We start from the raw sequence: 13,425 nt of genomic DNA, 5'->3' as shown, positions 1-13,425 counted from the left end.
GACTGCGCAACCAGGCCTTTCGGACTCACCCCCGCCAACGCACGCGTTGGCGCTTTTGATACCCGGACGTGGGCTCAGATGGCCCCGCCGGAGAGGCTGCCGACGAGGCCGGAAGGCGCACCCTCCATGGAATCCGTCCCATCGAGCTCGCCTCCGGCATCCGTCAGTGTCGCGCTTGACTCGTCAAGCGCACCACCAAGGTCACTCAGACCCGCTGCCTCAAGCTGTCCTCCGTCGAGTGCCGACAGGTCCCCGATGGGCAACGCACTGCCGTCGAGCACGTCGAGCTGGCCTCCGTCCATACCTTGCAGCTGATCAATGCCTGCTTCCCGGAACGACCCCGTCAGCTCGTCCATTGGCGCGGTGACACTGGAGAACGATGGATCACTCATAGCGAGCTCTTCGAATTCCGAGAATTTCCCGGCACCCGGCAACGAGCCCGTCATCATTTGCTGATCAAAAGGTGCGGCCAGATCGCTGGCAAGCGGCACAGCCACCGACGCGAATGCGCTGACGAAGGCGGACAAGCCGACGGATACATTACCGCTGAGCACTTCGCCCGTTCCTGACGTGATCCCCTCGCCCACAGGGCCATCAATCTGGGTGATCTTCCCGCCCATCATCGTGAGTGTCTCGCCCGCGCTTTCAGCTTTTTCCTTGACTGCGGCCATTTCGCCCTCAGGGGCTCCCGGCTCCGGTAGGCCAAATGAAAATTGGTTGTCACCGCCGTTGGTGAGCAGGCTGCCGGCACCCGAGACCATTTGGGCCCCGCCGACCATCATCTGTTCGGGGCCAGCAAAGCGGGGGTCAAACGAACCGAACGTTTCGGCTCCCTGGATCATCAGGCCGGCCGACTTGTCCAGCATCTCGCTGCCCACCGGGCCGATGAGCAATGCATCACCGATCCGGCCGACACCGTCTTCCGTCATGATCAGTACTGGCTGGAGGACAGCGCTCAAGAACGCCGTGCCACCACCGAATGTCGAGTTCTCGTCAGACATCTCGGCGGCGATCTCATCGCCGACAATGCTCAGTGTCACGCCCAGGTCGGAAACCGTGCCGCCCATCGCGGTGACGAACCCCGATGATTCGTCGATTTGCATGAATACCGGCAGGCCCTGCATCGACTCGATCATTTCCCCGGACATCGCGATGGCCTCGCCTCCTTCGGAAAGCGATGTGCCCCCGCCCGCGAAGGTGGTCCCTAGGAAGTTGTGGTTGTCGCGGTAATTGCCGACTCCCTCCTCCAAGCCGGTAGAGAAGGCAGAAATGCTGTCACTCGATGCGATCAGGAGCTCTCCGGTGCCGGAGGTGATTTCACCACCGACCGGCATATCCATCGCCTTGATCTCGGAACCCGCGGTGGACACCATCTTGGCCATACCGTCCCCGGACGTGGCCATTCCTCCCGCTGTCTGCTCGGTTCCGCTGTCGCTCGACTCGCTACCACCGGTACCGCTCGAACCACCATCGTTCAGTGAAGTGCCCCCGGAACCGGCGCAACCTGCGAGAATCAACGCGGTAGCAGTCAGGGGGAACAGAAATCGTGTTCGCTGAGACATTTCAGTTGCTCCTTCGTCAGCTCAACAAGGCAGAGAAGCTCGCAGCCAGGCTGCTCCAGAATCTCCGGGTGATGGCACGTCGTTCTGGAAGCCATCGGGCACGGATCGTAAATGGCAATCGTCGCCATGCGCACTAGTCCATTAGTGCGGTTACCACGGGGCCGATTGGCGGCAACAACGCCACGATGGCGCGCGGATTGGCTGATCATCGGGCGGTAGACGACTTGTCGAAAGTAACTACATCCAAGGTCTTACACATCGGCCCACCAACGCTCCTGCAGGCCTCAATGAATCCATTTTCCAAACGAATCACGCGATCCATTCCCGACAGCAGTCGCCTGGCCCATGACCTGGGCGAGATCCACGTCCAGCGCAAGGCGATCCGCCACCTCTACCTGCGTCTGGACCCGGACGATGGATCCTTGCGCGTCAGTGCGCCGCGACGAACGCCCGATCGGGCCATCCATGCCTTCGTCACCTCGCGTGGTGACTGGATCGACAGGCAGCGACAGAAGCTTGCCCGCCGCCCGGCGCCCATCACCGAGAACCGGCTTCCGGAACGCCTTCATCTACTGGGCGAGGAACATGATCTCGAGTGGCGGCAAACCGCCGGCTCGTCGCCAGGGCGACTGACTTGCGACGACTTCGCGGTCAGGATCGAGAGCCCCGACCTGGACCGGGCGAGGGTCCTGCTCCGCGATCACTGTCGCCAGCAGCTCAAGGCGCTTCTCGCCGAGCGCGTGCCCCTGTGGGGCGGACGCATGTCGCTGCCGTGCCCTGAGATTCGGGTGCGACGCATGCGCACGCGCTGGGGTACCTGCAACATCGGTGCGCAACGCATCTGGCTGGCACTCGAACTCGTGCGCTTGCCGGTCGAGGCCATCGATCTGGTCGTCGTTCATGAACTCGCTCACCTGATCGAACGGGGTCACAACCGGCGTTTCTACGGGGTGATGGACCGGGCCTACCCGGCGTGGCGCCAGTGGGAAGCCACCTTGAGCCGGTACGGCATGATCGGCCTGTAAGCCGTTCCCTTGCGCTAGACTCCCTCCCCCAACCAAACGACAGGCGAGCGAATCGATGTGTGGCATTTGCGGATGGCTGGAAACCGGCGCGCGTGACGGCAACCTGACGGCAGTACGGCGAATGATGAGCCGGCTGGAACGCCGGGGGCCGGATCACGAGGGCAGCTTCTCGGATGGTCCGCTCGCCTTCGGCCATCGACGCCTGTCGATCCTGGACCTCTCTTTCCACGGCCACCAGCCAATGGTCGACCGTGAGCGGGGCCTGGCGATCGTCTTCAATGGCACCATCTACAACCACCCGGCCCTGCGCGCGGAATTGCAGAGCCTTGGCCATCGTTTCGCCTCCTCCGGCGATACCGAGGTGATCCTCACCGCCTTCCGCGAGTGGGGGCCGGCGGCCGTCGAACGGCTCGAGGGCATGTTCGCCTTCGCCATCTGGGACATGCGCGACGAGTCCCTCTTCCTCGCCCGCGACCGCCAGGGCATCAAGCCGCTGTATCACACCGTCGGCGACGGACCGTTGCGATTCGCCTCCAGCATCCCCGCCCTGCTGGCCGCGGGAAACGTCGATACCGCCTTCGATCCGGCCGCCCTGCACCACCAGTTCACCCTGCATGCGGTCGTGCCCGCGCCGCGGACCATCTTCCGCGGCGTGAACAAGCTGCCGCCGGGACACTGGATGCGCGTGGATCGCAACGGGAATCGCCAACTGCGGCGCTACTGGTCCATCGATACCGCCGAGGATCACGACGTTCCGGCCGAGGAATGGCCGGATATCATCCACCAGCGGCTGCTCGATGCGGTGAAAAAGCGTCTCTCGATCAGTGATGTGCCGGTGGGCGTGCTGCTCTCCGGTGGGCTCGACTCCTCGCTGATCGTCGCGCTCGCCCACGAGGCCGGTGTGACGCCCAAGACCTTCACCATCGGCTTCGAGGACCAGCCGGAAGAGAAAGGCAGCGAGTTCGAGTACGCCGATCCGGTCGCCGAGCGCTATCAGACCGAACATTTCCGCTTCCACGTGCCCAACGAGCAGGTGCTCACCCGCCTGCCCGAGGCGGTACGCGAAATGAACGAGCCGATGTTCGGCCAGGACGCGGTAGCGTTTTACCTGCTTTCAGAGAAAGTGGCCCGCGAGGTCAAGGTCGTGCTGTCCGGCCAGGGCGCCGACGAGGTCTTCGGTGGCTACTTCTGGTACCCGAAGATGGCGGAAGCGGAGGGCTCCGACCTAGAGCGGTTCGCGCCCTACTACTTCGACCGCAGCCACAAGGAACTGATGGCGATGGTCACCGAACGGTTCCGCGGCCCGGATGCGACCAGCGAACTGGTCCGACAGGGCCTGGCCGGCAACGGCGAGGGCTCGTTCGCCAACCGGGTGTTGGGTTTCGATGCCAGCACGCTGATCGTCGACGACCCGGTCAAGCGGGTCGACAACATGACCATGGCCTGGGGACTCGAGGCGCGCGTGCCATTTCTCGACACGACCCTGATCGAGACGGCCATGCGCATCCCGGCGGAACAGAAACTCTCACAGGGCGGCAAGGGCATCCTCAAGTCCGTCGCCCGCGGCCGGATTCCCGACTCGGTGATCGATCGCCCCAAGGGTTACTTCCCGGTACCGGCGCTGAAGTTCGTGCGCGGTCCGTTCCTGGAGTTCATGCGCGAGATCCTGTCCTCGGACACCGCACGGTCACGCGGGCTTTTTGAGCCGGCCTATGTGGACAAGCTGCTCGCCGAGCCCGATCGACATTTCACGCGCCTGCAGGGGGCGAAGATCTGGCACCTGGCCGTTTTCGAGCTCTGGCTTCAGGAGCAAGGGGTGTCCTGACGCGCCCCTCGGAACAACCCGCATGCCGGCCACCGTGGCAAGGGTGGCTTTACGCGGCCGACCTGTACTACATCCAGTCGGAACGATGTAGTACAGGTCGGTCACCGATTGCGTTAGAGTCCTGAATGGGACCAACTACCCAACTCAACGGAACGAGTTCGCCATGCCCGATGATGCCTTGATCGAGTCCGATTCGATGGACCTGCCGCAGTGGAAGGGCAACGCGGCGGACTGGCCGATGGCGGCCGCCTCCCTCCGTTCGACGGTCGACGATCCCACCGCGCGACGCCCCACCCGGCTGGCCGATCTGCAGAACCAGGTCCAGGAGCTGATCCAGCGTGCCCGCAAGCAGAAACTGCGCGTACTGTTGGGGGTGCTAAACCGGATCGATCAGGAAATCGCCCGCGAACACGCCCAGGGTTCGGCCGACCTGTCGCGCCTCAATCGCCTGATCCGCTATTTCGACCGTCTAGCCCAGCACATCGAGCGCACCCGGGAAGAAACCCCCGAGGCCATCGCGCTGTACACGGGCAGCCGGGAAATCCCGGAAGTGCTCGACGATTCGCTGCGACGCAGCGGCTTCGGCGCCCACCCGATCAATCTCGAGAACCCCGACCCGGCCCTGCTGGAACACACGGGCCTGCTGATCTACCTCGCGACCAGCGGTGCCGACCACGAACGTGAGCTCGAACGGCTTCAGGAGCTAAGAAAGCGCATGACGTCGTGCGCCCAGTCACTGATGATCAGCCAGCGGGACGACTTCGGCATCCGTGCCGCCGCAGTCCGGGCCGGGATCGATCACGTCATCACCCACCCGATCGACTCGGCACGGCTCAACAGCCTGCTGACCGGCGCACGCGCTTACGAATGCGACGACGAGCAGATCACCGTGCTGCTGGTCGACGACATGGCCACGGCCGGGGTCTACTGGCGCAAGCAGTTTGCCCATGCCAATGTGGAGCTGTTGTTCGAAACCCGCCCCGAGGCCGCCTTTGAAACCGCACTGGGCAAGGAGCCGGACGTGATCCTGCTTGATCTGTACATGCCGGAAATGGACGGCGTGGATCTGGCACGGATATTTCGCGAACACCCCCGCCTGTCGGACGTGCCGATCCTGTTCATGTCGACCGAGGAGCGCGACCAGCACCGGCTGGAAGCCAAGCTCAAGGGTGGCGACGACTTTCTCAACAAGTCGATCGCAGGCGACGACCTGATCCGCATGGTCCGCTACCGTGCGCAGCGCTATCGCCAGGCCCGGGCCGAGCGACGCACCGATTCGCTCACCGGGCTGCTGAACCACCGCGCAATTACCGAGATGGTCGACAGCGAACTCGATAGGGCCATCCGACAGGAACAGCCTCTGTCGGTCGTCATGATCGACATCGACAAGTTCAAGACCATCAACGACACCTACGGCCACCCGAGCGGCGACCGCGTCATCCGCCGGCTATCCACCCTGCTCAACACCCGTCTGCGCAAGTACGACGGCGTGGGTCGATACGGCGGCGAGGAATTCATGGTGGTCCTACCCGCCACGCCGGTGGACGCCGCTGCCACGCTGATCGACCGCCTGCGGGAGCAGTTCGCTGAACTGGAGATCACTACCGAATCGGGCGAGACCCTGCACTGCCACTTCAGTGCCGGGGTGGCCTGCTATCCCGATCACGTCACCCCGCAGGAAATCATCAATGCGGCGGACGCCGCCCTGTACCGCGCCAAGCAGGCGGGCCGGAACCAGGTCCAGATCGGGCACGTCGACGAGCACTGACCCGGCCGCGATCTTGCCAAATCGGTACCAATATGGTCCTATATGGGCAACGAACACCTTCGTTCCCAGCGACACCGATTTGGAGGCCATCACCATGGATGCTCTCGAGCGCATTGACCAGTTCGTCAAGGAAAACCCGATCCTGATCTTCATGAAGGGCACCCCGCAGTTCCCGACCTGCGGCTTTTCCAGCCGCACCGCGGAAGCGATGAAGGCCTGTGGCGTTCCGTTCGGTTACGTCAACGTCATGGCCGACCCGGAGATCATGCAGGCCCTGCCGAGCTACCAGGACTGGCCGACCTTTCCGCAGGTCTACGTCAACGGCGAACTGATCGGCGGCGCCGACATCACCATCGAGATGTACGAGCGCGGTGAGCTCAAGCCGCTGTTCGAGGAAGCGGCCGCGAAGGCGGAGCAGGACAAGGGCGAGTAACGGCGAGCCCGTCCCCTCGAAAACGAGAACCCGGCCATTCGGCCGGGTTTTTTTTGTCCCGATAGCCGGGGGCATTCAACGGCTCACGACTCCTCACCCAGATCGTCGGGGCGCTCCCCTACCCCGCGGCGCTCTTCCTGGGATTGCCGTGGCGTCTCTTCCTTTGCCGCCTCCGACTTGTCCCGGTCAGGCTGATCTTCCGCAGACTGCCGCTCGAGCACGACCCTGGAGCGTGGCAAGTAACGCCCCTCGTCGTATTCCTGCAGGAAGCGAATCAGCCCTTCGCGCACCTTGCAGCGCAAGTACCAGGCTGCCAGCCCATCCGTCGCACTCACCAACACTCGCACCTCGATGTTCCAATCGCGACAATCAGTAACCAGCACACTGGCGACCTCGCCGTCGTGGTTGTCGTCACCCTTGACCAACTCGGCCAGCTTCTCGCGGATCGGGTCGATCGGCACGGTGTAATCGAGATAGAGATAAACCTCTCCGTAGATGTTGAGGTCACCCTCCTCGTCGGCATACGAATAGTTATAAACCGGTTCGTCGATCAGCATGGTGCTCGGCACGGTGAGCCGACGAAGATCCCAGATGCGAATCACCACGTAGGTGTAGGTGATGTTCTCGATATAGCCCCACTCGCCCTTGAAGATCACCATGTCGCCGATGCGCATCGGCTGGGTAAGGGCAATCTGAAGCCCGGCAAACAGGTTGGCGATCGTTCGCTGCGCACCGATCCCGATCACGACACTGATCAGGCCGGCCGAGGCGAGCAGCGAAAGTCCCAGCGAGGCGAACCAGTCGAAAGTCGAGAGGGCCACGACCATACCGATGAAGAAAATCACCCCGATCATCGACCGGCTGAGCACCGTCATCTTGGTGTCATAGGTCCGGGCGAGGAACACACTCTTGTCCTTTAGGCGCCGCAGTTTGCGCGCGCCGTAGGCAGACAGATACATGCGCACCATATTGATCAACAGCCAGGTGATCGAGCCGACCACGCCGACATATACCAGCGAGTCGTACAGATCGTTCCATTGAGGCGGCAACAGAACCAAGGGTCGGAACACGGTACTGAGCAGGAAGAAAAAGACGAGGGAGAGAAACCCCGGGCCCATGTAGCGCTGCAGAAACGGCAACCAGTCTTTGACGACACGCTTGGGCAACAGCCGCCCTGTCAGTCGCAGCCCCACGCTTCGAATGGCCCACGCCAGGAGCATGCTGGCTATGATCGTCGCTACCGCCAACGCCAACCGGAACGAACCGGTCCCGAGCAACTCGTACTTGACCCGATAGAAGGGGAACACCGAAATGAGTCTCCCCATGCCCGTATTGTCGTAAAGCACCGGCGTGCCTTTAACGGTCTCCGAATCGAACAACCAGCGGACCTCATCGTCAGCGCTCGTTCGCACGAGCCGAACCGGGACCTGCTCGCCGGCGACCTTAAAGGTGCTCAACAGGATCGACTCTCGTGGCTCCTGTCCCTCCTCACGCTCGGCGTTACGCAAGCCGTCGGCCTTATTCGGCAACACGTCTTCCTCGAGCTTGAGCCGTTGACGCAGCACGTAGGTGAGCTTGCCAGCAAGGTCCGCGGCCTCTTGATGCGTGGTGTCCCCGGGCAATTGCAGGGACTTTGCTGCCTGTTTGTAATCCCCGCCTCCGGCAGCCATGAGAAGATTCATCAACGTGCCGCGCGGATTGTCGAGATCCCCGATCGCCGGGTCCCGCAATTCGCCGTTATCACCATATAGACGTGAGTCGAGATCCACCTTCGGCGGCTCATCGCTTTCCTTGCCGCTCTTGCCCGACTCTTCCGTGGCACCGGACGTGTTCAACGCCCCGGTTGGCGTTGCTGCCAATGGCGTAGCCAGCAACAGCACCCCGGCAATCCCCAACACGCGAGCTAAACGCCGCAACGTCGCGAAGAGCGACAAATGGGCAGAGGTTCGCTGCCGCGAATGGCCGCGGGTCATGGAAAACCGCTCAAGCCCCCGAACCACGGCAGGCCAGCTCCGATACGATTTACGACTCATACGAACGGCGTACATGACGTCAACATAGCAGCGCAAGGGCTCCATCGTCGGCTTGTCGAGCGCTCGGCGCGAAAGTTGGAGACAAACGTCGCATAGCTAGTTATACTGCTCGGCTTCCCGGGATCTACTGCGCCGATGGATCGGCTCCGCTTCCCGGATTCCGCCGAGCCACGAGCCCGCCAGAGAGCCCCCGCACACCCCGGGACACGCTCTGATGTGAGGGCCAAGCGCCCGTGTTTCTTGCGGCATTCGCCGCCCATTGTGAGCATCCCATGTCCGATTCTCCCGCCACCGAGCAACCCTCGGTACGCTTTGCCGATCTTGGTCTGAACCCTGCCATCCAGCAGGCCATCCAGGACGTCGGCTACGAAACCCCCTCGCCGATCCAGGCACAGAGCATTCCGCCGCTGCTCGAAGGCCGTGACCTGATCGGCATGGCCCAGACCGGCACCGGCAAGACGGCCGCGTTCTCGCTGCCGCTGCTGAGCCGCATCGACACCTCGATCCGCGCGCCGCAGATGCTGGTCCTGGCCCCGACCCGCGAGCTGGCGATCCAGGTCGCCGAGGCGATGGCCAATTACGCGCGCCACCTGCCCGACTTCCACATCGCGCCGATCTACGGCGGCCAGGCCATGTTCCAGCAGCGCAAGCTGCTCGATCGTGGCGTGCACGTCGTGGTCGGCACGCCGGGCCGCATCCAGGATCACCTGCGCCGCGGCACGCTGCAGTTCGACCAGATCCGCATGGTCGTCCTCGACGAGGCCGACGAAATGCTGCGCATGGGCTTCATCGACGATGTCGATGCGATCCTCGCGGAAGTGCCGGCCGAACGGCAGGTCGCCCTGTTCTCGGCCACCATGCCCGAGCCGATCCGTCGCATCGCCCAGCGTCACCTGCGTGACCCGCAGGAAATCAAGATCAAGGCGACCACCAGCACCGTCTCGTCGATCCGTCAGCGCTTCTGGCCGGTCTCGGGCATGCACAAGCCCGATGCACTGACCCGCATCCTCGAGGTCGAGGACTTCGATGCCGGCATCATCTTCGTCCGCACCCGTCAGGCCACCAACGAACTGGCCGAGCGGCTGGCTGCGCGTGGCTACTCTGCCGCAGCCCTCTCGGGCGAGATGGGTCAGGCCGAGCGTGAGAAGACCGTCGACAAGCTCAAGAACGGGCAGCTCGACCTGGTCGTGGCCACCGACGTCGCTGCCCGTGGCCTCGACGTGCCGCGCATCAGTCACGTGATCAACTACGACATCCCCTACGACACCGAGGCCTACGTGCACCGTATCGGTCGGACCGGTCGTGCCGGTCGCTCGGGCGAGGCGATCCTGTTCGTTACCCCGCGCGAGAAACGCATGCTCAAGGCCATCGAGCGCGCCACGCGCCAGCCGATCGAGCAGATGCGTCTGCCGAGCGCCACCGACATTGCCAGTCGTCGCAGTGCGCAGCTCAAGGACCAGATCACGGCCGTACGCGAGGCCGAGGACCTGACGCCGTTCGTCGAGCTGTTGAACGAATACCAGAACGAGCACGACATCGAGATGGCCGAGGTGGCCGGCGCACTTGCCTTCCTGCTGCAGAAGGACCGCCCGGTGATCGCCGAACAGATCAAGGAAATGACCCCGCCGCCGGCAATGCGCGAGCGCGACCGAGACGATCGTGGCCCGCGCGACGATTCCGACAAGATCCGCTATCGCATCAGCGTAGGCCGCGAGCACGGTGTCACGCCGGGCAACATCGTCGGTGCGCTGACCAACGAGGGTGGCATCCACGGCAAGCAGATCGGCGCGATCGAGATCGAGTCCGATCACAGCTTCGTCGACCTGCCGGCCGGCATGCCGGATCGCCTGATCCAGCAGCTGTCGAACATTCATCTGTTCGGCATCAAGCTCGCCCTGCAGGGCATGGGCCCGGCACCGGCAGGACGGCCGCGCCGCCGGCCGCGTCCGGGTGGCCACCCTGGCAAGGGGCGCCCGCCCAAGCGCAAGTTCGACCGCCGCTGATACAGCAAAGGCCGCCCGAGGGCGGCCTTTTTGATTGCGGCATTCCCGGCCCCTCTCAGCCGAAGAAGCAGGCGTTGGGATCCTCGTCGATTTCCTGCAGCAACTCGTCGAGCCGTGTCGCTTCAGGCAACGGCGAATAGCGCCGCCAGCGTGCACCTGATGGCTTCCAGTAGAGCTTCCACACCGAGCGCGACATCACGTAGACCAGACGAGCGAAGTCCTCCTCGATCCGGTGGCCGCGCATCGAACGACGGAACTCGAACAGCTCGATCTCGCGGCCGTCCAGTCGGTACCCGATATCCAGCTGCTCGCGCATCGCGATCGGCGGACGTCGCGACTCGACGAAGTCTTCCACCTGCCTTTCCGCCCGGCGGCGGTCCAGTTCATTCCAGGTCATGCGGCACCCGATCAGTCGCGTTCGTGGCGCCAGTGCGGATCGCCCAGATCGAGCTCGACCTCGGCGACGTGATCGCCGGCAAAATCGACGTGGCCGCGAAAGCGGTCATAGCCACGGCGCGAGAACTCGAACCCGAAGCGACGGGTCAACTGCGGCCAGCCACGGTCGTCACGGGCCAGACCGACCCGCCGCAGACTGACGCTCTGATCCAGCAATTGAACGTCAGCCTTCTCGGTCGCCCGACGGGCCAACCCCAAAGCACGTCGCCGGAATTGGTCGTGACGCACCCAGATGCCCACAGCGGCAATTACCAGGATCAGGATGAAAAGGTCCCCGAGGGTCCACATCGATTGGCGTTTCCTTGACGAGAAAACCCCGACAAGGCGGGGTCATTCGGACGAGCGTGTTATTCGACATGCCGACAACGCTCGTGGCGCTCCGACAGCTTGCCTTTGTACCACAGTTACGCTAACTTTCGCCTCCCCTGCCGGGGTGGCGGAATTGGTAGACGCAGCGGATTCAAAATCCGCCGGGGTAAAACCCGTGTCGGTTCGAGTCCGACCCTCGGCACCAGTAAAAACAAGCAGTTAGGCGATGCCGCCTGATGCAACCTAGGTACCACACCCCCTGAAGGTACCAAAGCAGGTACCAATTTGCTGATATCCTCCCCCTGTAACTGGCCGTTTCAGGGGGTATCAGATGGCTACCGTGACCAAGCTCAAGACGAAGGCCGGGCAGGTTCGCTACAAGGCCCGCGTGCGGATCACCGGCTACCCCGTCGTCAACAAGACCTTCCCGCGCAAGACCGACGCCCATGCCTGGGCGGCCAAGGTCGAAAAGCAGATTCTTGACGGAACCTACTTCGAGCACCAGGAACGCCGACGCAATACCGTCGACGCCCTGATCGACCGTTACCTCGGGACGGTCCTGCCGGACAAGAAGCCAAGCACCCAGCGCGACCAGGTTCGCCAGCTCGCCTGGTGGAAGCGGGAGATCGGCAAGACCACCCTCGACCGTCTACGCCCTGCCCTGATCGCCGAGAAGCGCGACGAGCTGGCCAAGGATCGGAGCGGTAGCACCGTCAACCGTTACCTCGCCGCCCTCTCTCACGTCTGCACCGTCGCCTCGAGCGAGTGGCACCTTCTTGAGGACAACCCCGTCCGCAAGGTCCGCAAGCGCCCCGAGCCGCGTGGTCGTGTCCGGTTCCTTGACGACCGGGAGCGTACCGCCCTACTCGAGCAGACCGCCGCGAGCCCCAACCCCTACCTTCACACCATCGTCACGCTGGCTCTCTCGACTGGCATGCGGCATGGAGAGGTTATGAACCTGACCTGGCACAACGTAGACCTATCCCGCCGCGTGATCGTTTTGGGCGACACCAAGAACGGCGAGCGCCGGGCCGTCCCGCTGATCGGTGAGGCGCTCGACCGACTCAAGGACCTACGCCAAGCGCCTCGGATCGACACCGATCTGCTGTTCCCGAGCTACAAGGATTCGCGCAAACCGATGGACATTCGAGGCGCCTGGGGGAAGGCTCTGGAAGATGCCGGGATCGAAGACTTCGTGTTCCACGATCTGCGGCACACCGCCGCGAGTTACTTGGCAATGCACGGCGCGACCACATCGGAGATCGCCGCCGTGCTCGGGCACAAGACCCTCGCCATGGTCGCCCGATACAGCCACCTGAGCGAACAGCACACGGTAGGTGTGCTCGAGCGCATGAACGCGAGTGTCTTCGGTGACGAACGCAAAACCTGATCGCGTTCGCCTTTTTCAGGCGTGATAATGCGTGAGGGGCGCCTGCCGCCTCTGACAACCTGCTCCACACGCAAGTAAACAGGCGCGGGGACTGACTCTGCCACCGTCCAGCCATCTCCCCTTCGAGCATTTCGAACCGCCCGCCTCCGGCTTCCGCACAAAGCCAAGCATGGCATGACCCCGAGGCTAAGCGCAGGCCGTCTAAAGCAGAAAAATCCCTTGTGACGAGCACGCTGACTTACCCGTCAGCCAAGCGCTCCTAGGAATAGAGTCGCCCTTTATTTTTAGGACGACTCATTAAAACCGAAACACCAAGATGGCTCCTGCACACATCAGAAACCAGGAGTCATCCAATGCAAACAACAGACATTCCCCACCCCGAAACCGCGCCGGCAAAGGCATTTGCCACCGTCAGGCAGCTGGCTACCATGCAGTCTGTTCCCTTCTCCACCGGAGCGATCCGCATGCAGATCGCACGCGCTGAGAAGAACGGCCTCGCCCCGCACATCCGCCGAATAGGCCGCCGAGTCCTGATCGACGTTAACGGTTATTTCACATGGATGGATGGAGGTGACGCATGAGCAATGCCACTAGTCATCCATTCACAGCCGAGATCTGCCG

At 63.1% G+C, this 13,425-nt stretch carries 11 protein-coding genes and 1 tRNA gene; 8 read left to right on the top strand and 4 right to left on the bottom strand.

The features are described from left to right. Positions 1-74: 74 nt before the first annotated feature. Positions 75-1,382, bottom strand: a complete 1,308-nt coding sequence (locus LV476_RS02045; RefSeq protein WP_250072774.1) for a collagen-like triple helix repeat-containing protein — start codon at positions 1,380-1,382, stop codon at positions 75-77. A gap of 467 nt (positions 1,383-1,849) precedes the next feature. Here LV476_RS02045 and LV476_RS02040 point away from each other — a divergent pair, with 467 nt between their 5' ends. From LV476_RS02040 to grxD, 4 genes are all read left to right on the top strand, one after another. Next, complete coding sequence (locus LV476_RS02040; RefSeq protein WP_250072772.1) at positions 1,850-2,587, top strand: M48 family metallopeptidase; 738 nt, start codon at positions 1,850-1,852, stop codon at positions 2,585-2,587. Between the two features lie 55 nt (positions 2,588-2,642). Continuing rightward, positions 2,643-4,412 (top strand): N-acetylglutaminylglutamine amidotransferase, encoded by a 1,770-nt coding sequence (locus LV476_RS02035; protein WP_250072770.1) that lies wholly within the window; start codon positions 2,643-2,645, stop codon positions 4,410-4,412. A 163-nt stretch (positions 4,413-4,575) separates the two neighbouring features. Continuing rightward, positions 4,576-6,180 (top strand): GGDEF domain-containing response regulator, encoded by a 1,605-nt coding sequence (locus tag LV476_RS02030; protein ID WP_250072768.1) that lies wholly within the window; start codon positions 4,576-4,578, stop codon positions 6,178-6,180. Positions 6,181-6,274: 94 nt separating this feature from the next. Next, positions 6,275-6,613, top strand: a complete 339-nt coding sequence (gene grxD / locus LV476_RS02025) for a Grx4 family monothiol glutaredoxin (RefSeq protein ID WP_058575875.1) — start codon at positions 6,275-6,277, stop codon at positions 6,611-6,613. Positions 6,614-6,696: 83 nt separating this feature from the next. On the opposite strand, the gene LV476_RS02020 is transcribed toward grxD, so the two are convergent. Then, positions 6,697-8,586, bottom strand: a complete 1,890-nt coding sequence (locus tag LV476_RS02020) for a mechanosensitive ion channel family protein (protein WP_250072767.1) — start codon at positions 8,584-8,586, stop codon at positions 6,697-6,699. Between the two features lie 332 nt (positions 8,587-8,918). Here LV476_RS02020 and LV476_RS02015 point away from each other — a divergent pair, with 332 nt between their 5' ends. Beyond that, positions 8,919-10,649 (top strand): DEAD/DEAH box helicase, encoded by a 1,731-nt coding sequence (locus LV476_RS02015; RefSeq protein WP_250072758.1) that lies wholly within the window; start codon positions 8,919-8,921, stop codon positions 10,647-10,649. A gap of 55 nt (positions 10,650-10,704) precedes the next feature. On the opposite strand, the gene LV476_RS02010 is transcribed toward LV476_RS02015, so the two are convergent. After that, entirely contained in the window at positions 10,705-11,046 is a 342-nt protein-coding gene (locus LV476_RS02010) for a DUF3024 domain-containing protein (protein WP_250072757.1), read from the bottom strand. An 11-nt stretch (positions 11,047-11,057) separates the two neighbouring features. Then, on the bottom strand, positions 11,058-11,393 hold the full coding sequence (locus LV476_RS02005; RefSeq protein WP_250072755.1) for a DUF3301 domain-containing protein: 336 nt from the start codon (positions 11,391-11,393) through the stop codon (positions 11,058-11,060). A gap of 139 nt (positions 11,394-11,532) precedes the next feature. On the opposite strand from LV476_RS02005, the gene LV476_RS02000 reads away from it, so the two are divergent. The 3 genes from LV476_RS02000 (at position 11,533) to LV476_RS01990 (ending at position 13,385) form a co-directional block, all read left to right on the top strand. Further along, positions 11,533-11,619: transfer RNA gene (locus LV476_RS02000), tRNA-Leu, on the top strand. A gap of 126 nt (positions 11,620-11,745) precedes the next feature. Continuing rightward, positions 11,746-12,804 carry a tyrosine-type recombinase/integrase gene (locus LV476_RS01995; RefSeq protein ID WP_250072753.1) on the top strand — a complete coding sequence of 353 codons (1,059 nt, stop codon included), beginning with the start codon at positions 11,746-11,748 and terminating at the stop codon, positions 12,802-12,804. 353 nt (positions 12,805-13,157) lie between these two features. Then, positions 13,158-13,385, top strand: coding sequence for a hypothetical protein (locus LV476_RS01990; RefSeq protein WP_250072752.1), 228 nt, complete (start codon positions 13,158-13,160; stop codon positions 13,383-13,385). The last annotated feature ends 40 nt before the right edge of the window (positions 13,386-13,425 follow it).

This window comes from Guyparkeria hydrothermalis (genome assembly GCF_023555385.1).
Taxonomy (GTDB): domain Bacteria; phylum Pseudomonadota; class Gammaproteobacteria; order Halothiobacillales; family Halothiobacillaceae; genus Guyparkeria; species Guyparkeria hydrothermalis_A.
This window is presented reverse-complemented; position numbering and strand designations above follow the sequence as displayed.